Source organism: Enterobacter sp. RCC_40 (genome assembly GCF_041360735.1).
Lineage (GTDB): Bacteria > Pseudomonadota > Gammaproteobacteria > Enterobacterales > Enterobacteriaceae > Enterobacter > Enterobacter ludwigii.
Genome location: NZ_JBFUPR010000008.1, coordinates 109,613 through 133,801 on the forward strand (window position 1 = coordinate 109,613; position 24,189 = coordinate 133,801).

The 24,189-nt window shown below is 57.0% G+C and carries 21 protein-coding genes; 12 read left to right on the forward strand and 9 right to left on the reverse strand.

Features of this window, described 5'->3' with window-relative positions; translation table 11 throughout:
* The first annotated feature begins 4 nt into the window (after positions 1-4).
* From AB6731_RS20595 to iolB, 5 genes are read left to right on the forward strand one after another with little or no spacing between them, the layout of a single operon-like run.
* A complete protein-coding gene (locus AB6731_RS20595; RefSeq protein ID WP_014171147.1) occupies positions 5-1,033 on the forward strand; it encodes an ABC transporter permease in 1,029 nt (342 codons plus the stop codon).
* Between the two features lie 8 nt (positions 1,034-1,041).
* Positions 1,042-2,175 (forward strand): Gfo/Idh/MocA family protein, encoded by a 1,134-nt coding sequence (locus tag AB6731_RS20600; protein ID WP_020883047.1) that lies wholly within the window; start codon positions 1,042-1,044, stop codon positions 2,173-2,175.
* A 12-nt stretch (positions 2,176-2,187) separates the two neighbouring features.
* Positions 2,188-4,092, forward strand: a complete 1,905-nt coding sequence (gene iolC, locus AB6731_RS20605; protein WP_371006753.1) for a 5-dehydro-2-deoxygluconokinase — start codon at positions 2,188-2,190, stop codon at positions 4,090-4,092.
* Between the two features lie 14 nt (positions 4,093-4,106).
* A complete protein-coding gene (gene iolE, locus AB6731_RS20610) occupies positions 4,107-4,997 on the forward strand; it encodes a myo-inosose-2 dehydratase (protein WP_073396233.1) in 891 nt (296 codons plus the stop codon).
* Between the two features lie 9 nt (positions 4,998-5,006).
* Positions 5,007-5,819: a 5-deoxy-glucuronate isomerase gene (iolB, locus tag AB6731_RS20615; protein ID WP_284942915.1), complete on the forward strand. Its 813-nt coding sequence runs from the start codon at positions 5,007-5,009 to the stop codon at positions 5,817-5,819.
* A 40-nt stretch (positions 5,820-5,859) separates the two neighbouring features.
* On the opposite strand, the gene AB6731_RS20620 is transcribed toward iolB, so the two are convergent.
* Positions 5,860-7,077 carry an MFS transporter gene (locus AB6731_RS20620; RefSeq protein WP_371006755.1) on the reverse strand — a complete coding sequence of 406 codons (1,218 nt, stop codon included), beginning with the start codon at positions 7,075-7,077 and terminating at the stop codon, positions 5,860-5,862.
* Positions 7,078-7,190: 113 nt separating this feature from the next.
* On the opposite strand from AB6731_RS20620, the gene AB6731_RS20625 reads away from it, so the two are divergent.
* Positions 7,191-7,637, forward strand: coding sequence for a helix-turn-helix domain-containing protein (locus tag AB6731_RS20625; RefSeq protein ID WP_014171141.1), 447 nt, complete (start codon positions 7,191-7,193; stop codon positions 7,635-7,637).
* Positions 7,638-7,682: 45 nt separating this feature from the next.
* On the opposite strand, the gene AB6731_RS20630 is transcribed toward AB6731_RS20625, so the two are convergent.
* From AB6731_RS20630 to AB6731_RS20640, 3 genes are all read right to left on the reverse strand, one after another.
* Positions 7,683-8,426, reverse strand: coding sequence for an alpha/beta fold hydrolase (locus AB6731_RS20630; RefSeq protein WP_371006756.1), 744 nt, complete (start codon positions 8,424-8,426; stop codon positions 7,683-7,685).
* A gap of 11 nt (positions 8,427-8,437) precedes the next feature.
* Positions 8,438-8,905, reverse strand: a complete 468-nt coding sequence (locus tag AB6731_RS20635) for a DUF6130 family protein (RefSeq protein ID WP_025203479.1) — start codon at positions 8,903-8,905, stop codon at positions 8,438-8,440.
* Between the two features lie 111 nt (positions 8,906-9,016).
* Entirely contained in the window at positions 9,017-10,210 is a 1,194-nt protein-coding gene (locus AB6731_RS20640; protein WP_371006757.1) for an MFS transporter, read from the reverse strand.
* Between the two features lie 97 nt (positions 10,211-10,307).
* Between AB6731_RS20640 and AB6731_RS20645 the strand changes: the two genes are divergently transcribed.
* Positions 10,308-11,198 carry a LysR family transcriptional regulator gene (locus tag AB6731_RS20645; protein WP_371006758.1) on the forward strand — a complete coding sequence of 297 codons (891 nt, stop codon included), beginning with the start codon at positions 10,308-10,310 and terminating at the stop codon, positions 11,196-11,198.
* On the opposite strand, the gene AB6731_RS20650 is transcribed toward AB6731_RS20645, so the two are convergent.
* Positions 11,195-11,365 carry a YfgG family protein gene (locus tag AB6731_RS20650; RefSeq protein ID WP_020883056.1) on the reverse strand — a complete coding sequence of 57 codons (171 nt, stop codon included), beginning with the start codon at positions 11,363-11,365 and terminating at the stop codon, positions 11,195-11,197. The genes AB6731_RS20645 and AB6731_RS20650 overlap by 4 nt on opposite strands.
* A 370-nt stretch (positions 11,366-11,735) precedes the next feature.
* On the opposite strand from AB6731_RS20650, the gene AB6731_RS20655 reads away from it, so the two are divergent.
* Positions 11,736-13,976, forward strand: coding sequence for an EAL domain-containing protein (locus AB6731_RS20655; protein ID WP_040018113.1), 2,241 nt, complete (start codon positions 11,736-11,738; stop codon positions 13,974-13,976).
* Between the two features lie 4 nt (positions 13,977-13,980).
* On the opposite strand, the gene ppx is transcribed toward AB6731_RS20655, so the two are convergent.
* The 4 genes from ppx to purM form a co-directional block, all read right to left on the reverse strand.
* Complete coding sequence (gene ppx / locus AB6731_RS20660; RefSeq protein WP_014171134.1) at positions 13,981-15,519, reverse strand: exopolyphosphatase; 1,539 nt, start codon at positions 15,517-15,519, stop codon at positions 13,981-13,983.
* A gap of 3 nt (positions 15,520-15,522) precedes the next feature.
* The gene (gene ppk1, locus AB6731_RS20665) at positions 15,523-17,583 is read right to left on the reverse strand and encodes a polyphosphate kinase 1 (RefSeq protein WP_014171133.1); all 2,061 of its coding nucleotides are present in this window, start codon (positions 17,581-17,583) and stop codon (positions 15,523-15,525) included.
* A gap of 229 nt (positions 17,584-17,812) precedes the next feature.
* Positions 17,813-18,454 carry a phosphoribosylglycinamide formyltransferase gene (gene purN / locus AB6731_RS20670; RefSeq protein WP_014171132.1) on the reverse strand — a complete coding sequence of 214 codons (642 nt, stop codon included), beginning with the start codon at positions 18,452-18,454 and terminating at the stop codon, positions 17,813-17,815.
* Positions 18,451-19,488 (reverse strand): phosphoribosylformylglycinamidine cyclo-ligase, encoded by a 1,038-nt coding sequence (purM, locus tag AB6731_RS20675; RefSeq protein ID WP_014171131.1) that lies wholly within the window; start codon positions 19,486-19,488, stop codon positions 18,451-18,453. The genes purN and purM overlap by 4 nt, the downstream gene beginning before the upstream one ends.
* 266 nt (positions 19,489-19,754) lie before the next feature.
* Between purM and AB6731_RS20680 the strand changes: the two genes are divergently transcribed.
* The 4 genes from AB6731_RS20680 to AB6731_RS20695 all read left to right on the forward strand — a co-directional run bounded on the left by AB6731_RS20680 (position 19,755) and on the right by AB6731_RS20695 (position 24,150).
* Positions 19,755-21,185, forward strand: coding sequence for a 6-phospho-beta-glucosidase (locus tag AB6731_RS20680; RefSeq protein WP_020883060.1), 1,431 nt, complete (start codon positions 19,755-19,757; stop codon positions 21,183-21,185).
* Between the two features lie 165 nt (positions 21,186-21,350).
* On the forward strand, positions 21,351-21,977 hold the full coding sequence (upp, locus tag AB6731_RS20685) for a uracil phosphoribosyltransferase (protein ID WP_020883061.1): 627 nt from the start codon (positions 21,351-21,353) through the stop codon (positions 21,975-21,977).
* 86 nt (positions 21,978-22,063) lie between these two features.
* Entirely contained in the window at positions 22,064-23,353 is a 1,290-nt protein-coding gene (gene uraA / locus AB6731_RS20690) for a uracil permease (protein WP_014171128.1), read from the forward strand.
* Between the two features lie 95 nt (positions 23,354-23,448).
* On the forward strand, positions 23,449-24,150 hold the full coding sequence (locus AB6731_RS20695; RefSeq protein ID WP_212479862.1) for a DnaA inactivator Hda: 702 nt from the start codon (positions 23,449-23,451) through the stop codon (positions 24,148-24,150).
* The last annotated feature ends 39 nt before the right edge of the window (positions 24,151-24,189 follow it).

Here is a 24,189-nt window from a genome sequence, read left to right on the forward strand (position 1 = left end):
TTCCATGACGCAGATGATTTCTAAAACGCAGGTTCCGGTGAAACGCAGCGGACGCCTCGATCCCATCGCCTTCTTCGAGCGCTTCGGGGTACTGATTTTCATGATCCTGCTGCTGATTTTCTTTCAGTCGCAGAACAGCAATTTTTTCTCTGAACGCAATATTTTCAACATCCTGACCGAGGTGTCCATCTACGGGATCATGGCCGTGGGGATGACCTTCGTCATTCTGACTGCCGGTATCGATCTTTCAGTCGGCTCCATCCTGGCGGTCTGCGCCATGACCGCTGCATACGTGATTAAGGGCGACAACTTCACCACCGTTGATCCGAACGCCTGGGGCGGCATGAGCTGGCTGATTGGGCTGGGGATTTGTCTGGCGATGGGCACGGCGATTGGCTTCCTGCACGGCCTGGGCGTAACCCGCCTGCGCCTGCCGCCGTTTATCGTCACGCTCGGCGGGATGACCATCTGGCGTGGCCTGACGCTGGTGATCAACGACGGCGCGCCCATTGCAGGTTTCGACCCGGGTTACCGCTGGTGGGGACGCGGGGAGCTGCTTGGCATCTCCATTCCAATCTGGATTTTCGCCATCGTGGCGCTTGGCGGGTATCTGGCGCTGCATAAAACCCGCTGGGGACGCTTCGTCTATGCCATCGGCGGTAACCCGGAGGCAGCGCGCCTGGCGGGGGTCAACGTGAAGCGCGTGCTGGTGAGTGTCTATGTGCTGATTGGTTGTCTGGCGGGACTGGCGGGCTTCATTCTCAGCGCACGTCTTGGCAGTGCGGAAGCGGTCGCCGGGATCTCCTTTGAACTGCGCGTTATCGCCTCGGTGGTCATCGGCGGCACTTCGCTGATGGGCGGCTATGGACGCATCGGCGGCACCATCATTGGTTCCATCATTATGGGGATCCTGATTAACGGTCTGGTGCTGATGAACGTCTCGGCCTATTACCAGCAAATAATCACCGGATTAATTATCGTTCTGGCGGTGGCATTCGACACCTATGCCAAGAGCCGTCGCGGCGCATTGTGAGGATCAGGATGAAAGAGGTTCGTATTGGATTGATTGGCACCGGGTATATCGGCAAGGCACATGCCATCGCCTATGCCCAGGCGCCGACGGTATTTACCCTGCGCGGCAAACTGGTGCGCGAGATGGTGGCGGAAGTGACGCCCGCGCTGGCGGCAGAGCGGGCGCAGGCCTTTGGCTTCAACCGCTCAACCGGCGACTGGCGGGCACTGGTGGCTGACCCGGCGATTGATGTCGTGGATATATGCTCCCCCAACCATCTGCATAAAGAGATGGCGCTGGAGGCCATTCGCCACGGTAAGCATGTCTACTCGGAAAAGCCGCTGGCGCTGAATGCCCATGACGCACGTGAAATGGTGGACGCCGCGAAGCGGGCAGGGGTGAAAACGCTGGTGGGTTTTAACTACATGAAAAACCCGACGGCACAGCTGGCGAAAGAGATCATCGCCCGCGGCGAGATTGGCGAGGTGATCCACTTCTACGGTACCCACAACGAAGATTATATGGCCGACCCGCTTTCTCCCATTCACTGGCACTGTTTTAAAGAGACCGCCGGGCTGGGTGCTCTGGGGGACCTGGCGGCGCATATCGTCAACATGGCGCAGTATCTGGTCGGGGACATTCAGCAGGTCTGCGGTGATTTAAAAATTGTTGTGCCTGAGCGCCCGGCGCAGGCCGGTTCGTCGCAAAACGTTGCGGTTGAAAACGAAGATCAGGCACACGCGATGGTCCGTTTCGCCGGCGGAGCACAAGGGGTGATTGAAACGTCCCGCGTCGCCTGCGGGCGCAAGATGGGACTGTCGTACGTGATAACCGGCACCAAAGGGGCCATCAGTTTTACCCAGGAGCGGATGGCGGAACTGAAGCTCTATCTGCATGACGACCCGGTAAACCGCCAGGGATTCCGCACGCTGCTTGTGGGTCCGTCACATCCGGACTATGGCGCGTTTTGCATGGGGGCGGGTCATGGTATCGGCTTTAACGATCAAAAAACGGTGGAAGTACGCGACCTGGTCGACGGTATTGCCGCTGATGTGCCGATGTGGCCGGACTTTGAAGAGGGCTGGAAGGTTTCGCGGGTGCTGGACGCCATCGCACTCTCGCACCAGGAAGGCCGCTGGCTGAACGTGAACGACATTGTCTGATGAGGTATCAACGTGGAAAAGCAGTTTGATGTGATATGCATGGGCCGCGTGGCGGTAGACCTCTACAGTCAGCAAATTGGTGCCCGTCTTGAAGATGTGTCGAGCTTCGCGAAATATCTCGGCGGCTCGTCCGGCAACGTGGCCTACGGCACGGCGCGTCAGGGGCTGCGCTCATCGATGCTGGCACGCGTCGGTGATGAACATATGGGACGCTTCCTGCGAGAAGAATTACACCAGGTGGGCTGCGATACCAGCCATCTGATCACCGACAAAGAACGCCTGACGGCGCTGGTGCTCCTCGGCATTAAAGACCGGGACACCTTTCCACTGATTTTTTATCGCGATAACTGCGCGGATATGGCCATCACGGCCAGCGATGTGGATGAACGCTATATTGCCTCCGCACGGTGCCTTGCCATCACCGGGACCCATCTCTCGCACCCTCAAACCCGTGACGCGGTGCTGACGGCGCTTAACTATGCCCGCCGTCACGGTGTTCGCACGGTGCTGGATATCGACTACCGGCCGGTACTGTGGGGGCTGACCTCATTAGGGGACGGGGAGACGCGCTTTATTGCCGCGGAAAACGTGACCCGTGAACTGCAGGAGGTGCTGCACCTTTTCGACGTCATTGTCGGCACCGAAGAAGAGTTTCACATTGCAGGTGGCAGTACCGATACCCTGCAGGCGCTGGGTCGCGTGCGCGCCGTGAGTAACGCCACGCTGGTTTGCAAGCGTGGAGCGCTTGGCTGTTCGGTGTATACCGACGCTATACCGCCCCGGCTGGATGAGGGTCTGACGGTGACCGGCGTGCGCGTTGAGGTGCTGAACGTGCTCGGTGCGGGCGACGCGTTTATGTCCGGCCTGCTGCGCGGCTACCTTAACAACGAAGGCTGGGAGCAGGCCTGCCGCTATGCCAACGCATGTGGTGCGCTGGTGGTTTCCCGCCACGGCTGTGCCCCGGCGATGCCGAGCAAGGCTGAGCTGGACGACTACCTGAGGCGTGCGGCGTCGGTGCCGCGTCCCGATCTTGACGCGCGCCTGAACCATCTGCACCGCGTCACTACCCGCCGCCGCGAGTGGCCGGAGCTGTGCGTGATGGCCTTCGATCATCGCAGCCAGTTGGAAGATATGGCGTTGCAGTGCGGGGCATCCCTGAAGCGCATCCCGGCGCTGAAGCAGCTTATTCTGCAGGCCAGCCGTGAGGCGGCCAGCAGCGCAGGGCTTGAGGGCAAAGCCGGTCTGCTGTGTGACGGCACTTTTGGTCAGGACGCCCTGAACGCGATTACCGGTGAAGGGTGGTGGATAGGCCGCCCTATTGAGCTGCCGGGCTCCCGGCCGCTGGAGATGGAGCACGGTAACATCGGCACGCAGCTCATCAGCTGGCCGCAGGAGCATGTGGTGAAATGCCTGGTCTTTTTCCATCCGGAAGATGCGCACGGCCTGCGTCTGGAGCAGGAGCAGAAAATCGCAGAGGTCTACCACGCCTGCTGCCAGTCCGGTCATGAACTGCTGCTGGAGGTGATCCTGCCTGCCAGCATGCCGCGCAGCGATGAGCTTTACCTGCGCGCCATCTCGCGTTTTTACAACCTGGGGATTTATCCCGACTGGTGGAAACTGCCGCCGCTCTCTGCCGATGGCTGGACGGCGCTGAGCGAGATTATTGAACGTCGGGATCCACACTGCCGTGGCGTGGTGATCCTCGGGCTGGACGCCCCGGCTGAGCAGCTTCGCGCTGATTTTAAAGCCGCCTCGGGACACGCGCTGGTGAAGGGCTTTGCCGTAGGACGTACGCTGTTTGGCGATGCGTCCCGTGCATGGCTGAAACACGATATTGACGATGCGCAGCTGGTGGCACGCATCCGGGACAATTACCTGCAGCTTATCGCCTGGTGGCGCGAGCGCGGACACGCATAATTCAGGAGACGACAATGAGTGTGCAATTAGGCATTAACCCGCTGACATGGACGAACGACGATCTGCCTTCACTCGGCGCGGAGACGCCGCTGGATACCTGTCTGAGCGAAGGGAAAGAGGCCGGTTTTGCCGGTTTCGAACTGGGCAATAAATTCCCGCGTGAGGCGCGTCTGCTTGGCCCCATTTTGCAGCGCCACGATCTGCAGCTGGTCTCCGGCTGGTATTCAGGGCGTCTGCTGGAGCGTAGCGTGGAGGAGGAGATTGCCGCCGTGCAGTCCCACCTGACGCTGCTGCGCGAACTGGGGGCAAAGGTGCTGGTATTCGCCGAAGTGAGCGGCTGTATTCACGGCGAGCAACAGACGCCGGTTCATCTTCGCCCGCGCTTCCCGCACGCGCGCTGGAAAGAGTACGGCGAGAAGCTGACCGCTTTTGCCCGCTACACGCAGCAGCAGGGGGTGCAGATTGCCTACCATCACCATATGGGAACGGTCATTGAGTCCGCTGAAGATGTCGATAACCTGATGACCCATACCGGTGAAGAGGTGGGCCTGCTGCTGGACACGGGCCATCTGACCTTTGCCGGGGCTGATCCGCTGGCGGTGGCCCAGCGCTGGGCATCGCGCATTAACCATGTTCACTGTAAAGACGTGCGCGCCGACGTGCTGGCGGACGTCAAAAACCGCAAAACCAGCTTCCTTGATGCGGTGCTGAGTGGGGTCTTCACCGTACCGGGTGACGGCTGCGTGGACTATCCGCCCATCATGCGACTGCTGAAGGCGCAGGATTATCACGGCTGGCTGGTGGTGGAGGCGGAGCAGGATCCTGCTATCGCTCACCCGCTGACCTACGCCCGTCTGGGGTATAACAACCTGAGCCGTCTGGCGCGCGACGCCGGGCTTATCTGAGGAGGTGACATGTCACGTCTGTTATCACGCTGGCAACCGCCGAGTGCGGAGGGCCGTACCCAGTCCGTCACGCCGGAACGCGCGGGCTGGGGATACGTTGGCTTTGAAGCGTATGAACTGCAGGAAGGGCAGACGCTGACGCTGCCCGCCGTCAGCGAAGAGCGCTGTCTGGTGCTGGTGGCCGGACGGGCCTCTGTCAGCACACCTACCGCGCAGTTTACTGACATCGGCGAGCGGATGAGCCCGTTTGAGCGCATAAAGCCCTGGGCGGTCTACGTCACGCCGCAGGAGACGGTGCAGATTAAGGCGCTGACGACGCTGGAGCTGGCGGTCTGTGTCGCACCCGGCAAAGGGACCTTCCCGACACGGCTTATCGCTCCGCAGGATATCGACGCGCAGGCGCGTGGCAAAGGCCATAACCAGCGCTACGTGCACAACATTCTGCCGGAAGATCAACCCGCCGACAGCCTGCTGGTGGTTGAGGTCTGGACCCACGAAGGCTGCACCAGTTCATACCCGAGCCATAAGCACGATACGGATAATCCACCGCAGGAAACCTACCTGGAGGAGACCTACTATCACCGCCTCAATCCCGGGCAGGGGTTCTGCATGCAGCGGGTCTATACCGACGACAGGTCGCTGGATGAGTGTATGGCCGTTTATAACCGCGACGTGGTGATGGTGCCGAAGGGGTACCATCCGGTGGCGACGCTGGCTGGTTATGACAGCTACTATCTCAACGTGATGGCCGGTCCGGTGCGAAAATGGATGTTCACCTGGGAAGACGATCACGCGTGGATCAACCGCGACTATCCACGTTGACGTTGCAGAAGCCCGCACCCCGCGGGCTTTTTTATCACCCTTATCCTGTCTTGCGCGTTACCCACCAGAACACCAGCGCCACCAGGCTCACCGCTGCGCCAGTCAGGCAGACGCCCTGCCAGCCCGCGATGGCATACGTCATCGTGGTGCTCAGCGCGCCCAGACCGCTGCCGACGGCATAAAACAGCATGTAAAGCCCGACCAGCCGGCTATGCGCCTCGGGGCGGGTACGAAAGATCAGGCTCTGGTTGGTGACATGCAGCGCCTGCCCGCCCAAATCGAGCAGCACGATGCCAATGAGCAAAATGCCGAGCGAACGATCCATCAGTGAAATCGGCCACCACGCCAGGAGTAACATGACCAGTGCAGCCGCGCTGGTGTGCCGGGCATATCCTCGATCGGCCCACTCTCCGGCCCGGGTTGCCGCTAACGCGCCTGCCATTCCGGCCAGGCCAAAAGCACCAATGGCGGTATGCGATAAGTTATAGGGTGGGGCACTTAACGGCAGCACCAGAGCGCTCCAGAAAATATTGAACGCCGCGAACATCAGTAAAGCCAGTACGCCGCGCACCTGCAGGACTTTTTCTTCCCGCAGCAGGGTCAGCATTGAGTGAATCAGGCGCGGGTAACTCATCGTTTCAGGCACCGCAGGCAAGCGGGGCAGCCTCCACCACAGCGGAAACGCAATAATGACCATCAGCCCGGCGGCAGAGAGATACACGCCACGCCAGCCCGCGATATCACTGATGCCTCCGGAGACGACGCGGGCCACTAACAGGCCCATAAATACCCCGCCTTGTGCCGCACCAATAACGCGGCCTTGCTCATGCGGCGACGCGGCGTTGGCCGCATAGGCGATAAGCCCTTGCGTCATGGCCGTTCCTGCCATGCCGGTGGCGAGCATACCCGCCAGCAGCATCGTTGACGTCTGCGCCATGCCGACCGTGACCAGTGCGGCGATCAGTACGACAAGCTGTAGCGCCATCAGGCGCCGGCGATCCACTTTATCCCCCAGAGGAACCACGAACAGCAGAGCCAGAGCACAGCCAATCTGCGTGGCGGTGACCACGCCGCCAATGGCACCCTGGCTGATGCCAAAGTCTCTGGACAACGCGTCAAGCAACGGCTGTGCGTAATAGACGTTGGCCACGCTTAAGCCGCTGGCGAGGGCGAACAGCCACACCAGGCTACGCGGCATGTCGCCTGAGCGGACGTGCCCGGTTTTTCGATCTGACGGTAGTGGTGACGCGTGTGACATGTTCAAATCCTCGCCCTGGGTAAAGTGGTTTTAAAAAGAAACCAGTTGAAGGCTAGGCTATGCGGTTTTAAAATGCAACCAGTTATTGTTGACTGACCTGCCGGGGTAACGCTGTGCCGTCTCGTAAACCGATTGAACAGGAATTTTGTCCCGTTGCCCGCAGCGTCGATCTGATTGGCGATCGCTGGTCGCTTCTGATTGTGCGTAATGCTTTTGACGGCATGCGCCGTTTCGGGGATTTTCAGCGGGATCTCGGGGTTGCGCGTAACATTCTGGCTGACCGGCTGCGCAAGCTGGTCGACGCGGGCATTCTCGCGATGCAGGGGGCGTCAGACGGTACGTCGTATCAGGAATATGTCCTGACGGACAAAGGCGAAAGCCTGTTTCCCATCGTCGTTGCGCTTCGCCAGTGGGGAGAGCAGCATCTGTTTGAACGCGGGGAGCGCCACTCGCTGTTGATCGACAGGCGTACCGGCAAGCCGGTTCCCCTGATGGCGCCAGCAGCGCAGGATGGAACGGCGCTGAAGGCGCAAGATACTGACGTGCAGAAAGTGAAGTAACCCGACGCTCTGCAAGCCCGCGCTACGCGGGCTTTTGTTGCATTCTTAATGGTTTATTATTGCCTGCTCAATCGTGCGGGCAATATCATCCGGCTGACTCACCATCGACACGTGGCTTGCTGCCACTTCCGTGGTTTTCGCGTGGATCGTTTTCGCCATCGCACGTTCAAGCTCCGGGTTAATCATCCGGTCATTTTTGCTGACCACAAACCAGCTTGGCTTTTCATGCCAGGCCGCATGGCTCACTTTTTCCGCAAACGCGTCGGCCTTGATCGGCCCCTGAGTGGCTGCAATGGTCTGCTGTTCAACGGCGCCTACATCCGGTGCGAAGTCTTTCATCACGGCTTCTGGCGGGAGATACAAATACCCGTCTGCCGTTTTTGCGATATCCGCACTCCCCGCTGGCGGTGGGTAACTTCCCGCCAGGTCCGCCGTCGACTGGCCGGAATCAGGCGCAAAGGCCGCTACGTACACCAGGGATTTTACCCGTGCATCGTTGCCCGCTTCGCTGATCACCGTTCCGCCCCAGGAATGACCTACCAGCACCACATCGCCCTGCGCCCGTGCAATGGCGCGCCGGGTGGCGGCAACGTCATCTTTAAGCGACGTGAGCGGCAGCTGGACGGCAATCACCTCGGTATGCTGTTTTTGCAGCCAGGTAATGACCTTGTTCCAGCTGCTGCCATCGGCAAACGCGCCATGGACCAGCACCACGCTGGTTTTGCTCTCAGCAAAGGCGCTGGCTGAAAGCGCCAGCAGACCCGCCGTCAGTACAGAACGTGCTTTCATTGTCTGGCTCCTTAAAAATGATGGACCGTTGCGTGAGGCGGTACGGTGAATTCAATGGTTTTATGGTCGATGGGTTTATGCGTGGGGTCGGCCAGAATTATGGTCACTTTATGCTTCCCGGCGGGTAACCCAACCAGAATGATTGGCTCTCCGCTGGTATCGGCCCAGTGCCAGGGGGCGTCATCCACCACAACATGGATATGGCCGATACGTGGTGTGACCTTCAGCGCATCGGGCCCGAATACCGGCTCGATGCGCAGGTTTTCAGCCCGGTATTGAATAAAGACCGCCCCCTTGCTCAGCGGGCCGGCAAGCGGTGGATCGACAATCAGCTTAGCGGCCGCCTGTGGATGTTCCAGCGGGGCAACAGCGGCAGGGCCGTTGACGTCGGCAGCGCTGAGGTTATCCAGCGGTGCGGCCCAGGAGCAGGTTGCTGACGCCAGAACAAGTGCAGGGAGCAGTAAATAACGACGGATCATCTGAGTCTCTCCTCAATCGGTTTCAAATTCGGTTTCAAACAATGACAGACACAGAAAACCATTTTTATGTATCCGGGATGTTTGCGGGGAACGGCGTTTTGTACCGGCTTGTCAGCGTGGCGCTCCGGATACAGTGGGATACATTTCATCATTCCGCGCGGGGTCGGCACTGCGCACAATCGCTATCGCCAGCCCGGCAATCACCAGCGTCAGCGCGGTGGAAACCCACATTGCGCCGGCGATCCCCAGCGTTTTGTTTAGCCACGCATAGGCAAACGGCGATGCCGCGGCCATAAGCTGTGCGGGAATGAGCAGCATGCCGGTGCGGCGGGCATAGCTTTCGGTGCTGAAAAGCGTCAGTGGCAGGGTGGCTTTTACTATCGTCATCAGCCCGTTGATGGCGCCGTAGCCCAGCACAAAACCGGCGGCACACCCGACAAACAGCGAGCTGCTTAACCCGATAACAAAGCAGAGCGGCATGGCGAGGGCGGTCAGGAGCGTGAGGTTGAGTGGGGTTAAGCGTGCACCCGCCAGCACCTCCGTGGCGCGTGCGCCCGTCTGGCCAACGCCCCACAACATGCCGATGGCGACCGGCAGGCCAAAACTGGCAATAAACTCTGGCAGATGGGTGGACGTGCCGTTAGAGACAAAGGTCATGAGGGCAATAAACGTGGCATACCGCCAGCCGTTACGCCGTTCCTGGCGCACGGGCGGCGCGGTAACGTGCGGGGGGGCCGCCAGCCGCTGGTGGGGAAGCGTGCGAATCAGTACCGTACTCAGCAGGCCAAAGAGGGCGTAGATCTGCAATGCGTGTTGCCAGCTCATCACTTTCAGCAGCCCATCACCCAGCGGCCAAAAAACCGCTGAGGCCAGCCCGCCTGCAAGCGTGATGCGCGAGATCGTTCTGCGTGCCTGCTGGCCGTACAGGTTCACCAGCGCGGCGAACAGCGCATCATACAGCGAGAGCCGCATCCCGATACCGGCAACCAGCCAGGCACTGTACCAGCCGAACAGCGTCTGTGTATATGCCATGCCCGCGCAGCTTGCGGCAATCAGTAACGTTCCGCTCATCACCACGTTCTGCCCGCCAGCGTACGCCAGCAGTCGGGCGACAAAAGGGGAGACCATCGCCATTACCAGCATCGCCAGCGTCAGGCCGAGGTAGAGCTGCGGTGATGACCACCCCCTGTCGGCCACAATGGCCTGGGCAAAGGTCCCGGGCATATAAAACGAGATCCCCCAGTTGATAAGCTGATGACAACCTGCCCGGAGGGCGAGGTGACGGGGAAGGGCAGGTGTTTTCATTGTTTTTCATTCCGTTATGCAGTTGTCCTGAGCATAGCGAGCGCGCTATTGTGCTGGCAGGTCAGCCACCTTATGCGCTGTATAAGAGAAACTTTGAATGACAACGCTCAACCTGGGCTATCTCGCGACGTTCCGTCTGGTTATCCAGCGCGGCAGTTTTTCCGCGGCGGCGGACCTGCTGGGCATTTCCCAGCCGGCCGTCAGCCTGCAAATCCGCCAGCTGGAGCAGTTTCTGCAAACCCGGCTGGTAGAGCGTACCGGGCGGGGTATCAAACCCACGGCTGCCGGGCAGGCGTTGCTGGTGCACGGGGAGCGTATTCAGCAGGCGGTGGATGAAGCCATTCGGTCCGTGAGTGAGTTCAGCCACGACGTGAGTGGCACTATTACGCTTGGCACGGGCGCAACGGCCTGCATTCATCTTCTGCCGCCGCTGTTGCAGCAGCTCGGACGTGACTATCCGCTTCTCAAAGTGGGCGTGACGACCGGCAATACGCTTGACATCGTCCGGGCAATTGAAGAAAACCGTCTTGATATGGGGCTGGTGACGTTACCGGTGAGCGGAAGAGCGCTCGACGTTACGCCGGTGATGGACGAAGAGTTTGTTTTTATCGCGTCGCTGGACCAGCAGGACGGTTTTCAGCCGTTGACGCCGGCTGCGTTGCACGCGCAGCCATTCATTGCTTTTGAATCAGGCAGCGGCACCCGGGCGCTGATCGACGGCTGGTTTGCGGCCGAGGGGCGAATCCTCACGCCGGTGATGCAACTGGGCAGCATCGAGGCGATCAAGCGGATGGTACGTGCGGGGCTTGGCTACAGTATCGTGCCGCGTATGGCCGTAGACCTGGCGGCTGACCGCGAAGGGCTATGCGTGATGTCGCTCACGCCCGTGCTGCAGCGACAGCTGGCTGTGGTGATGCGCCAGGATAAAATCCTGAGCAAAGGAATAGCAGGGATAATTCGGATATTACAAAATCCTTCGACGCGTTAGCGATCGGCTGAATCAACGGTCAGGCTGGATTGCTGTGACTGGGCCTTGTCCTGATGGTGATACCAGGCGCCAATAGAGGAGTAAACGAAGCGGCCGAAGAAAAACAGGAAGCTGATAAGCAGTATGATGCGGGTCATCCGGGTGTTGAACTGATGTCGTTTTCGCATACGCGTGGCCTGACTCACTGTGTTTTTCCTGGGCATGCCCTTTTGGGCGACAGGGATATTAAGGCACAGCGGGAAGAGAGGGTCAATTCGCAAATGTGTAAATAACCGTCAATAGTTACATTAATTAATGTTATTGAAATTAATAATTGCATTTACCATATTGATAATATGAAGAAAACTATTTCAAAAAAAATGTAAGAAAGGATCGTTTGAGTAAATTAGTTTGATTTAAGTCAACGGTTTCCCTGGCCTGGTATTTAAAATCCCACCTCCATACTGTTCGCCCCGCACGTTGTCGGGCGGCAGGTACGTCAGGTTGGATGCCTGTCTTCATTTCCCTCTGGAGCGAAAGGGGTTTAAACGGGCATCTATGAACATTATTTCTTTCCTGAAAAACAATAAAGACCGCTGGTGGGCTTTACCGCTTATTTTACCGGTGGGTTTACTGCCTGTATTAAGCGTTGCCAATACCTTTACCCGATTGGGCGATGGTCTGGTGGCACTCTATTATTTACCTCTCTCCTTTCTGCTTTCGGTGATGATGTTTTTTGGTCTGGAAGCGCTGCCCGGCATCGTATTGTCACTGTTCATCCGCTACTACCCGTCGGTTGGGTTGTTCGAAACCATCGCCGGCATTTTTCATTTTATTGTCCCTGTTGTGCTCAGCTGGGGGGGGTATCGGGTGTTTGCGCCCAGACGCAGCATGACGGCTTACGGGGATGTCAGACTGATGGCGCAGCGTATCTTCTGGCAGGCCTTTTGCCCCGCGACGCTGTTTCTGGTGCTGTTTCAGTTTGCCCTCTATCTGGGGGTGTATGAGAGCCGTCAGAGCCTAGAGGGGTTGACCCCGCTTAATATTCGCACGCTGATTAACTATCAGGCGCTGCTGGTCAGTGGGCTGACGGGCGTGCCGTTAAGCTATTTATTGATCCGTCTGATTCGCCATCCGCGGTATATCAGAAGTCTTGTCTCGCAGGTGCGAATGCAGATAGACAAAAAGGTGACGGTCATTGAATTTCTGCTGTGGGCCATTGCGCTTGGCGGGCTGCTTACCCTCCTGCTGCTCCCGATGAATGAAAACAGCTCGATTTTCACCACCAACTACACCCTGTCGTTGCTGATGCCGGTGATGTTGTGGGGAGCGATGCGGTTTGGCTATAAGCTGATGTCGCTTATCTGGACCCCGGTGCTGCTGGTGTCCATCCACTATTTTTACCGCTATATCCCTCAACAGTCCGGGTATGACATTCAGCTGGCAATTACCTCTTCCAGCTATCTGGTCTTTTCGTTTGTGGTGATTTACATGTCGATGCTGGCCACCTGCCAGCGCGCCGCGAATAAACGTTCCCGCAGGCTGGCGCTACTCGACCCGGTTGTCCATATGCCGAACCTGCGGGCCTTGTCGCGCGATCTTGCTAAAAACCCGTGGTCGGCGCTCTGTTTGCTGCGCATTCCGGAGCTGGAGGTGCTGGGCCGAAATTACGGGGTGTTGTTGCGGATCCTGTATAAACAGCAGCTGGCGCAATGGGTCAATGGCACCTTGCAGCCCAGTGAGCGGGTCTATCATCTTACCGGCTGTGACCTGGCGGTTCGCCTTAACGCGGAATCGCACCAGCAACGCATTGAGGCGCTGGACGAGCATATTAAACAGTTCCGCTTTGTCTGGGATGGGATGCCGCTGCAGCCTCAGGTGGGCGTGAGCTACTGCTATGTGCGCTCACCGGTGACCCATCTCTATCTGGTCCTCGGTGAACTGGGGGTGATTGCCGATCTGTCGATTTCGACCAACCATCCGGAAAATCTGCAGCAGCGCGGTGCTGTCCATCTCCAGCGTAGCCTGAAGGACAAGGTTGCGATGATGAGCCGTCTGCAAAGTGCGCTCGACAGTAACGCGTTTACTCTGCTGGTCCAGCCGGTTTGCGGCGTGCGGGGCGATTGCTACCACGAAGTGTTGCTGCGGATGTCAGATGCAAACGGGGCGTTGCTCTCTCCCTTGCAATTCCTGCCCGTCGCCCAGGAGTTTGGTCTGTCGTCGCGGGTTGATTTGTGGGTACTGGAGAACACGCTACGCTTCCTGGCAGAGCATCGGGTACATCTGCCCGGCCAGCGTTTTGCCATTAATCTGGGCCCTTCCACCGTGTGCCGTGCGCAGTTCCCGGCTGAGGTGAGTCGTCTGCTGGCGAAATACGCCGTGGAACCCTGGCAGCTGATATTTGAAGTGACCGAGTGCAGCACCTTCGGCAGTGGAGAGCAGGCGCTCCATACCCTCAGGCAGTTGCAAAAAATGGGGGTACGCATTGCGATTGATGATTTCGGTACCGGCTATGCGAGCTATGCGCGGCTGAAAAGCGTGGACGCCGATATCCTTAAGATAGACGGAAGCTTTATCCGCAATATCGTCAATAACAGTCTGGACTATCAGATAGTGGCCTCGATTTGCCATCTGGCGCGAATGAAGAAAATGCTGGTAGTCGCGGAGTATGTCGAAACAGAAGAGATACGTAGCGCGGTTCACGCGCTAGGTATCGATTATGTGCAGGGTTATCTGATTGGCAGACCGGTGGCGCTTGAGTCACTGCTGGAAGCAGAGGCGTCGCCGGTCGAGACCTGAGCCGTTACGCCGCGACGTCTGAGCTCTCTTCTTCGATTTTGAGTAGCCAGCCGGTGACCGCTTCCCAGTACTGCTGCTCTTTTTCCAGATCCAGCAGCACCAGCGCATTCTGGCTAAACCAGTCTGGCGGGAAGCTCAGGGTCCAGTGGTTGTCATCCGTTTTGAGCTTCAGCGTGGGCGGGGTGGTCGTGGCCTGACGCTGGTTATTGAGCAGGACGCCGAGACGCAGCAGCTGGATAAGCGGCAGGAATTGCTTCTTCTTAAACAGCGTGAAACGCGGCAGATCGTCAAGCTTGATGGCTTTACGATGGTAGCGCACCAGGGTCGCCATCATGGTTTGCTGCTCCTGGTTGAAGCCAGGCAGATCGCTGTTTTGCAGGATATAGGCTGAGTGGCGGTGCATTCCGCTGTGGTTAATATTCAGTCCCACTTCGTGCAGCATCGCTGCCCATTTCAGCAGGGCGGCAAGCTGCGGATGCGCCAGCTTAGGGTTCTGCTCCTGCCACTGGTCGTATATCTGAACGGTTGTTTCCAGCACGCGCTTCGCCTGTTCACGGTCGATATTGTACTGGTTTGCCAGGCTTTGCGCGGTGCGGCTACGAATATCCTGATGGCGGAAACGGCCTTCCATTTCATACAGCACACCTTCACGCAGCGCGCCGTCGGAAAGACGCAGCTCTTTAATTGCCAGCGCATCAAATACGCCGCACAGGATAGCCAGCCCCGGTACGAATACCGCTTTGCGCTCGTCGGAAAGACCCGGCAGGCTTAAGGCGTCAAAGCTTTTATGTTTCAGCACCTCTTCGGTCAGCAAGGTGAGGCGCTCAGGGGTGATAAACCCATCTTTTTCACCCATCGCCAGCAGCACTTCATGTGCCGCTTTGATGGTGCCCGATGCGCCCAGCGCTACGTTCCAGCCCTGAATACGGTACTGCCAGGCCAGGTTCTCCAGTTTCTGGATAGCGGCCATGCGCGCGCGCTGGAAGTTTTCGCGGCTGATTGTGCCACCCGGGAAATACATCTGCGCAAAGCTGACGCAGCCCATACGACGGCTTTCGACCAGACGCGGCTCAAAATCTTCGCCGATCACCAGTTCCGTAGAGCCGCCGCCGATGTCGATGACCAGCTTGCGTCCTTTTTCCGGCTGAGTGTGTTCAACACCCATGAAAATCAGACGGGCTTCCTCGTTACCGGAGATGATCTCAATGGGGTAGGGGATCACTTTTTCGGCCCGCTTGAGGAATTCAGGCGCGTTCAGCGCCTGGCGCAACGTGTGGGTGCCCACAATGCATACGCTGGAGGGGGAGAAGCCCTGCAGGCGTTCAGCAAACAGCGACAGGCAGTTTAAGCCTCGCTCCATTGCCTCTTCGCTGAGCATGCTGCGCTCATCAAGACCATCCGCCAGGTGTACACGCTGCTTCAGACGACCGATGATCTGCAACGCGCCATCCACCTCACGGGCGATGACCATGTGGAAACTGTTAGAACCAAGATCGACCGCGGCGAATTCCTGCGGGCGTGGGGTCTTATCATTTATCGGCATAGGTTAATCGGGTTGCTCGAGTGATTTGATATAGTCGTAAATCGCCAGTTGCGACCGCACTTTACGGCGATTGCCGCGCGGTACATAGCGGTTACTGAGTTCTTTGTCGATATAGCGTGCTTTCACCGTATCGCTGAACAGAATCTCGATGATATCGAGGATCTGCTGCTTCAGCCGCGGATCCAGGAGCGGTGTCGCGACTTCAATTCGGTAGTCAATATTGCGCGTCATCCAGTCTGCAGAAGAGAGATAGACCTGTTTATCACCCGCATTATCGAAAATATAGACCCGATCGTGTTCCAGGTAGCGGTCAACAATGCTGATCACGCGAATATTGTCGCTGATGCCTTCGAGTTCAGGGATCAGTGAGCACATACCGCGTATCAACAGATTGACCGGAACGCCGGAGCTGGACGCCGCATACAGACGATCCACCAGTCCTTTGTCGACCAGGTTGTTGAGTTTCAGCGTAATGCCCGACGACAGCCCTTTCTGGGCATTGGCGATCTCTTTATCGATCATGTCGTACAGCAGGCGGCGTGAGTTCTGCGGCGAGACCAGCAGATAATCGAAGCTGACCGGGCGGTACGGGTTCTCAATAAAGTTGAACACCCGGCGAACCTCGTTAGTGATGCGCGCATCGGCAGTCAGCAGCGAGTAGTCGGTATAAATTCGCGCGGTTTTTTCGTTAAAGTTCCCGGTACCAATGTGGGCATAACGCACCACGTCCTCCCCCTCTTTACGGGAGATAAGGAACAGCTTGGCGTGAATTTTCAGCCCGGGCGCTGAGAAGATAACGTGGACACCGGCTTCCGTCAGACGGCGCGCCCAGTGAATGTTTGCCTCTTCGTCGAAGCGTGCCTGCAGCTCAACCACCACGGTCACTTTTTTGCCGTTGTGCGCGGCATGGATCATCGCGTCGATGATGCGGGAATCTTTTGCCACACGGTAGATGTTGATTTTGATCGCCAGTACGTTCGGGTCGAACGAAGCCTGACGCAGCAGTTCCAGCACGTGTTCAAACGTATGATACGGATAGTAGAGCAGGACATCGCGCTCGCGAATGGCGTCGAAACCGTTACGGAATTTATCGAACCAGAGATGGCGCAGACGCGGCAGCGGTTTGTTCACCAGATTGGCCTTGCCGACGTTCGGGAAGCCAATAAAGTCTTTAAAGTTATGGTAACGACCGCCCGGCACGATGGAGTCATAGCGAGAAATGGTCAGCTTGTCGCGCAGCATTTCCACCATGGCATCTGGCATATCGCGCTGATAAACAAAGCGCACCGGCTCCGCCGTCAGGCGCTGTTTCAGGCTGGATGACATCAGCTCCATCAGGCTGGCTTCCATCTCGTGCACCAGATCGTATTCGGCGTCACGGGTCATCTTCATAGAGTAGGCGTTTAACGCGTCGTAATCGAAGAAGCCCTTGAAGATGTCGTCCAGGCAGTAACGCAGGATGTTATCGAGCAGGATCATTGGCTTGCGTCTGCGCGGGGTTTCCGGCGGCAGGTTCACAAAGCGCGGCACCTTATCGGACGGGATCTCAAGCAATGCGTAACGAATCGTGTCGCCACGAATAATTTCCACCGCGAGGTAGGTGTAGTCATCTTTCAGGAACTGTACCAGATCGGTTTCGCGGTTGATCAGAATAGGGGTAATGTGCTGGCGCAAGTAATGTTTGAAATAGTGACGCAGCCAGGTTTGTTGGTTAACAGAAAGCTGACGTTCGTTAATCAGGAAGATTTGATTGCGTGCCATTTCCAGCAGCAGTTCGTTATACAGGCCGTCAAACTCCTGATCGGCTTTCAATACGCGCGACTGAATTTTGCCCAGCAGATGGCGCGAGTGAGAGTTTAAGCCCTGTTCTTCGCTGATGATGATTCGCCGTTTCAGTTCGGCAAAGCGAACCTTGTAGAACTCATCCAGGTTGTTGGAATAAATCCCCAGAAAACGCATACGCTCGATAAGCGGGTTACTTTTGTCTGCCGCTTCCTGGAGTACACGTTCGTTGAATGCTAACCAGCTTAGCTCTTTCTCGATATATAACTTTTCCTGACCCATTACAGCTCACACTCCAGTTCAATCACAGGACGTGGTAAATCCGTCTCGTCCTTATTATGGCGAGCATTTCCACGATATGTCCAACAGTGCCAGAAAAGTATGACAGTTATTTTTTTTCTGGGGGATTTTAGAGGGTTGGGGGAAGGGCATGTCGGGAAGCGCGGTGCTCACCCGACAGTGAAGACCACAGGCCCGTGCAGGCGTCGCGCCGCCGGGCACATCAAACAAACTACTCGTCAGCGGCATAACCCTGTGCAGGGAGCCTGACGCCGTCCAGCCAGGCGGCACCGTCGCGCATCTGAAGACGCCCGTCAACAAACCAGCTTACCACCAGAGGATAAATGGCGTGTTCCTGCGTCTGCACGCGTTCGGTAACATCGTCTTCGCTGTCACCTTCAAAGACCGGCACTTTTGCCTGCAGGATCACCGGCCCGCCGTCCAGCTCGTCGGTAACGAAATGCACGGAGGTACCGTGCTCTTCATCGCCGTTTTCCAGAACCTGACGATGGGTGTGCAGGCCGGGATACTTCGGCAGGAGGGAAGGGTGGATATTCAGCAGACGACCAGCGTAGTGCCCGACAAAGGCCGGGCTCAGGATACGCATATACCCCGCCAGCACGACAACGTCAGGCGCGTAGGCATCAATCTCCTGAACCAGTTCCCGGTCAAACGCTTCACGTCCGGAGAACTGGCTGGCTTCCAGCGCGTGCGCGGGAATGTTCTCTTCCCGGGCACGTTCAAGGCCGAACGCGTCGGCCTTATTGCTGAATACTGCCCGAATGGTGCCGTTGATTTTCTTCTGTTTGCAGGCGTCAATTATTGCCTGCAAATTGCTTCCGTTACCGGAAATGAGCACCACAATGTTTTTCATTCAATGACCACACGCTGTTCGGAATCGGATGCTTTGATAATACCGATTTTCCACGCGTTTTCACCTTTGTCGGTCAGCAGCGTAATCGCCTTATCCGCTTCGCTTGCTGGCAGCGCGATAACCATGCCCACGCCACAGTTAAAGGTGCGGTACATCTCGTGTGAACTCACGTTGCCCGCAGTCTGCAGCCAGTTAAAGACGGACGGCCACTGCCAGGACGATTCGTCAATCACCGCCTGGGTGTTGTCCGGCAGTACGCGCGGAATGTTTTCCCAGAAGCCGCCACCGGTCAGGTGGGCAATGGCGTGAACGTCAACCTTCTCAATCAGCTCCAGCACGTTTTTCACGTAGATGCGGGTCGGCGCCAGCAGATGGTCAGCCAGTGGCTTGCCATCAAGCTCGGTGGTCAGTGGATCGCTGCCGCTCACGTCGAGGATTTTACGCACCAGAGAGTAGCCGTTCGAGTGCGGGCCGCTGGAGGCCAACGCGATCAGCACATCACCATCAGCCACTTTACTGCCGTCGATAATTTCTGATTTTTCTACTACGCCAACGCAGAAGCCTGCGACGTCATAATCTTCGCCGTGATACATACCGGGCATTTCGGCGGTTTCACCACCGACCAGCGCACAGCCAGACTGCAGACACCCTTCGGCAATGCCGTTAATGACGCTTGCTGCGGTATCCACGTCCAGTTTTCCGGTCGCGTAGTAATCCAGGAAGAACAGCGGCTCTGCACCCTGAACCACCAGGTCGTTAACACACATCGCGACCAGATCGATACCGATCGTGTCGTGACGTTTTAAATCCATCGCCAGGCGCAGTTTCGTCCCTACACCATCAGTACCCGAGACCAGAACAGGTTCACGATATTTTTGCGGCAGTGCGCACAGTGCGCCGAATCCACCCAGACCACCCATCACTTCCGGGCGGCGGGTTTTTTTCACCACACCTTTGATTCGGTCAACCAGCGCATTACCTGCGTCAATATCAACACCGGCATCTTTGTAGCTGAGAGAAGTTTTGTTGGTCACGGCTCAAGTCCCCACGCGATTGCATAGCTAGTAAGAAAAATCGGCGCAATTCTAACAGTCCAGGCAAACGTTTGCGAGCCTATTCTCGGCGAGAGGATTTTTTTTTCAGCAGGCCCTGCGAATGCGCCCAAAGTTGAGTCTGTTCACGAAAATGAAACCGGTTTCGGTTTTCTCCTTGCAACAGAAAGCCCCTTTGCACATCATCAGGATGAAACCGGTTTCTGTAATTGTTTTTGCAGAAAATAACGCAGAATGAGGGAAAGTGTATGTCTGGATTCAAAGCAGATTTTCTGTGGGGCGGTGCGGTCGCAGCGCATCAGCTGGAAGGGGGCTGGAACGAGGGCGGTAAAGGGATCAGCGTTGCCGATGTGATGACCGCCGGCGCGCACGGCGTGCCGCGTGAAATCACCAACGGCGTGCTGCCAGGGAAAAATTACCCTAACCATGAAGCCATCGATTTCTACCATCGCTATAAAGAGGACATCAAACTCTTTGCCGAGATGGGCTTCAAATGCTTCCGTACCTCCATCGCCTGGACGCGTATCTTCCCGAAAGGGGACGAGCTGGAGCCTAACGAAGCTGGCCTGAAATTCTATGACGACCTGTTTGACGAGTGCCTGAAGTATGGCATCGAGCCGGTTATTACCCTTTCCCATTTCGAGATGCCGTTCCACCTTGTCACCGAATACGGTGGCTGGCGTAACCGTAAGCTGATCGACTTCTTTGTTCGCTTTGCGGAGGTTGTGTTCAGACGTTACCAGCATAAAGTGAAGTACTGGATGACCTTTAACGAGATCAATAACCAGGCCAACTTCCACGAAGACTTTGCACCGTTTACCAACTCCGGCCTGAAGTACGAGCCGGGCGAAGACCGCGAACCGGTAATGTTCCAGGCGGCACACTATGAGCTGGTGGCCAGCGCCCTGGCGGTGAAGGCCGGGCGCGACATTAACCCGTCGCTGCGGATCGGCTGCATGATTGCCATGTGTCCAATCTATCCGCTGACCTGTGCCCCAGACGATATGATGATGGCGATGAACGCCATGCACCGTCGCTACTGGTTCACCGATGTCCACGTGCGCGGCAAGTACCCGCAGCATCTGCTTAACTACTTTGCTCGTCGCGGTTTCACGCTGGATATCACAGAAGAAGATAACGCGGCGCTGACGCAGGGGTGTGTCGATTACATTGGCTTTAGCTATTACATGTCTTTCGCCACCAAAGCGACGGCGGATAACCCGGAGCTGGATTACGATGAAAGTAAGAGCCTGGTCTCCAACCCGTACGTGCAGAAATCTGACTGGGGCTGGCAGATTGATCCGGTGGGCCTGCGTTACTCCCTGAACTGGTTCTGGGATCACTATCAGCTGCCCCTGTTCATCGTGGAGAACGGCTTTGGCGCCATCGACGTGCAGGAGAGCGACGGTTCGGTGAATGACCAGTACCGTATTGATTACCTTGCCGCGCACATCCGCGAAATGAAAAAAGCGGTGGTCGAAGATGGCGTTGATCTGATGGGGTATACCCCGTGGGGCTGTATCGACCTGGTGTCTGCCGGAACGGGTGAAATGAAAAAACGCTACGGCTTTATCTTTGTCGACAAAGACAATGAAGGTAACGGCACCCTGAACCGCAGTAAGAAGAAGTCGTTTGACTGGTATAAGCAGGTGATAGCCAGCAACGGCGACACTCTTTAATTCCAGCAGAGTAAAAACGCAAAAAGCCGGAGCTTGCCCTCCGGCTTTTTTGCCTCTAAAACACTTTGCTTGATGTACGTCAAGCAAGTTGGGTATGGTGCAATCCGAAAAAAGCGGTATAATCCCGCGATTTTTTTGCGGTTGCCCCCTCAGAGGAGAAAGAGAATGAAGATTGTGGAAGTGAAGCACCCACTCGTTAAACACAAGCTGGGCCTGATGCGTGAGCATGACATCAGCACGAAGCGTTTTCGCGAACTGGCTTCTGAAGTCGGCAGCCTGCTGACCTATGAAGCGACCTCTGACCTGGAAACGGAAAAAGTGACCATCGAGGGCTGGAACGGCCCGGTTCAGGTTGAGCAGATCAAAGGTAAGAAAATTACCGTTGTGCCCATCCTGCGTGCCGGCCTCGGCATGATGGAAGGCGTGCTGGAGCACGTGCCAAGCGCGCGCATCAGCGTGGTCGGGGTTTACCGCGACGAAGAGACCCTGGAGCCGGTACCGTACTTCCAGAAGCTGGTGTCTAACATCGACGAGCGTATGGCCCTGGTGGTTGACCCGATGCTGGCGACCGGCGGTTCAATGATTGCCACCATCGACCTGCTGAAAAAAGCCGGTTGCAGCAGCATCAAAGTGCTGGTGCTGGTTGCCGCACCAGAAGGTATCGCGGCGCTGGAAAAAGCGCACCCGGACATCGAACTCTATACTGCGTCTATCGACCAGGGGCTGAATGAGCACGGGTACATCATCCCGGGGCTTGGCGATGCCGGCGATAAGATTTTTGGTACTAAATAATCGAATAACGATAATGAAGCCGACTTTGATAGTCGGCTTTTTTTTGAATAAAACGCCAACAACAATACTACTCAGAGGAAAACACTATGACGCGCCGTGCTATCGGGGTGAGTGAAAGACCGCCGCTTTTACAGACAATCCCGCTTAGTCTGCAGCACCTGTTCGCCATGTTTGGCGCAACCGTGCTGGTGCCAATCCTGTTTCACATTAACCCGGCTACCGTGCTGTTGTTCAACGGTGTGGGTACGCTGCTTTACCTCTTTATCTGTAAAGGCAAAATCCCTGCCTATCTCGGCTCAAGCTTCGCCTTTATTTCACCGGTTCTGCTGTTGCTGCCGCTGGGGTATGAAGTGGCGCTGGGCGGCTTCATTATGTGTGGCGTCCTCTTCTGCCTGGTCTCTTTCATTGTGAAGAAGGCCGGTACCGGCTGGCTGGACGTTATGTTCCCGCCTGCCGCAATGGGGGCCATTGTCGCCGTCATCGGTCTGGAGCTGGCGGGCGTGGCGGCCAATATGGCTGGCCTGCTGCCTGCTGACGGGCAGTCACCGGATTCCAAAACCATCATCATCTCGATGGTGACACTGGGCGTAACGGTATTTGGTTCCGTGCTGTTCCGCGGTTTTATGGCGATTATCCCGATCCTGATCGGTGTGCTGGCGGGGTACGCGCTCTCCTTCGTGATGGGCGTTGTTGATACCACGCCTATTGCTGAAGCGCACTGGTTCGCACTGCCAACCTTCTATACCCCGCGCTTTGAATGGTTTGCCATTTTCACGATCCTGCCCGCGGCGCTGGTGGTTATTGCTGAGCACGTAGGTCACCTGGTGGTGACGGCAAACATCGTTAAACGTGACCTGATCCGCGACCCGGGTCTGCACCGCTCGATGTTTGCCAACGGCCTCTCTACCATTATCTCCGGTTTCTTTGGTTCTACGCCTAACACCACCTACGGTGAGAACATCGGCGTGATGGCGATTACCCGTGTCTACAGTACCTGGGTCATTGGCGGCGCGGCAATCATCGCCATCCTGCTCTCCTGCGTGGGCAAACTGGCGGCGGCTATTCAGATCATTCCGGTACCGGTAATGGGAGGCGTCTCTCTGCTGCTGTACGGTGTGATCGGCGCATCCGGTATTCGCGTGCTGATTGAATCTAAAGTGGACTACAGCAAAGCGCAAAACCTGATCCTCACCTCCGTGATCCTGATCATCGGCGTGAGCGGCGCGAAGGTGCACATCGGTGCGGCTGAACTGAAAGGCATGGCGCTCGCGACCATCGTGGGTGTGGGCCTGAGCCTGATCTTCAAACTGATCTCCGTCCTGCGCCCGGAAGAAGTGGTGCTGGATGCCGAAGACAGCGAAAAAGCGTCACATTGATCGTAAAACCGGGCGGACGATCCGCCCGGTTCTCTCCTTGCACGTTCCGTGCTAAACTCACCGCCGATTTTATGTAAGATCTGGTTGAGGTACTTCTGAACGGACCGGCACAGCTCTCTCTGCCACTCTATCTCCCTGACGACGAAACTTTTGCGAGTTTCTGGCCGGGTGATAACCCCTCTTTACTGGCTGCACTGCAAAACGTGCTGCGTCAGGAACACAGCGGATACATCTATATCTGGTCACGCGAAGGCGCGGGGCGCAGCCACCTGTTGCATGCCGCCTGTGCGGAGCTTTCCGCGCGGGGTGATGCGGTAGGCTATGTGCCGCTGGATAAACGTACCTGGTTTGTGCCTGAAGTCATGGAGGGAATGGAACATCTCTCACTGGTCTGCATCGATAATATCGAATGTGTGGCGGGGGATGAGCCATGGGAAATGGCGATCTTTAACCTCTATAACCGCATTCTGGAGTCGGGGAAAACCCGGCTGCTGATCACCGGCGATCGTCCGCCGCGCCAGTTGAATCTGGGGCTGCCGGATCTGGCTTCCCGTCTGGACTGGGGGCAAATCTACAAGCTGCAGCCGCTGTCGGATGAAGACAAACTTCAGGCGTTACAGCTGCGCGCAAGATTGCGCGGCTTTGAACTCCCGGAAGACGTGGGGCGTTTCCTGCTCAAGCGCCTGGACCGGGAAATGCGCACGCTCTTTGATACGCTCGATCAGCTCGATCGCGCTTCGATTACCGCGCAGCGCAAGCTGACCATTCCTTTTGTGAAAGATATTCTGAAGCTGTGATGCGATTTTCTCCCTCTGCCTGGCGCAGAGGGAGAACCA

What these genes read in the sequence shown, in the direction of transcription:
- AB6731_RS20595 (WP_014171147.1), top strand. Translation starts at nt 5, where the DNA reads ATGACGCAGATGATTTCTAAAACGCAGGTTCCGGTGAAACGCAGCGGA.
- AB6731_RS20600 (WP_020883047.1), top strand. Translation starts at nt 1,042, where the DNA reads ATGAAAGAGGTTCGTATTGGATTGATTGGCACCGGGTATATCGGCAAG.
- iolE (WP_073396233.1), top strand. Translation starts at nt 4,107, where the DNA reads ATGAGTGTGCAATTAGGCATTAACCCGCTGACATGGACGAACGACGAT.
- iolB (WP_284942915.1), top strand. Translation starts at nt 5,007, where the DNA reads ATGTCACGTCTGTTATCACGCTGGCAACCGCCGAGTGCGGAGGGCCGT.
- AB6731_RS20620 (WP_371006755.1), bottom strand. Translation starts at nt 7,077, where the DNA reads ATGTCACACGCGTCACCACTACCGTCAGATCGAAAAACCGGGCACGTC.
- AB6731_RS20630 (WP_371006756.1), bottom strand. Translation starts at nt 8,426, where the DNA reads ATGAAAGCACGTTCTGTACTGACGGCGGGTCTGCTGGCGCTTTCAGCC.
- AB6731_RS20635 (WP_025203479.1), bottom strand. Translation starts at nt 8,905, where the DNA reads ATGATCCGTCGTTATTTACTGCTCCCTGCACTTGTTCTGGCGTCAGCA.
- AB6731_RS20640 (WP_371006757.1), bottom strand. Translation starts at nt 10,210, where the DNA reads ATGAAAACACCTGCCCTTCCCCGTCACCTCGCCCTCCGGGCAGGTTGT.
- AB6731_RS20645 (WP_371006758.1), top strand. Translation starts at nt 10,308, where the DNA reads ATGACAACGCTCAACCTGGGCTATCTCGCGACGTTCCGTCTGGTTATC.
- AB6731_RS20650 (WP_020883056.1), bottom strand. Translation starts at nt 11,365, where the DNA reads ATGCGAAAACGACATCAGTTCAACACCCGGATGACCCGCATCATACTG.
- AB6731_RS20655 (WP_040018113.1), top strand. Translation starts at nt 11,736, where the DNA reads ATGAACATTATTTCTTTCCTGAAAAACAATAAAGACCGCTGGTGGGCT.
- ppx (WP_014171134.1), bottom strand. Translation starts at nt 15,519, where the DNA reads ATGCCGATAAATGATAAGACCCCACGCCCGCAGGAATTCGCCGCGGTC.
- ppk1 (WP_014171133.1), bottom strand. Translation starts at nt 17,583, where the DNA reads ATGGGTCAGGAAAAGTTATATATCGAGAAAGAGCTAAGCTGGTTAGCA.
- purN (WP_014171132.1), bottom strand. Translation starts at nt 18,454, where the DNA reads ATGAAAAACATTGTGGTGCTCATTTCCGGTAACGGAAGCAATTTGCAG.
- AB6731_RS20680 (WP_020883060.1), top strand. Translation starts at nt 19,755, where the DNA reads ATGTCTGGATTCAAAGCAGATTTTCTGTGGGGCGGTGCGGTCGCAGCG.
- upp (WP_020883061.1), top strand. Translation starts at nt 21,351, where the DNA reads ATGAAGATTGTGGAAGTGAAGCACCCACTCGTTAAACACAAGCTGGGC.
- uraA (WP_014171128.1), top strand. Translation starts at nt 22,064, where the DNA reads ATGACGCGCCGTGCTATCGGGGTGAGTGAAAGACCGCCGCTTTTACAG.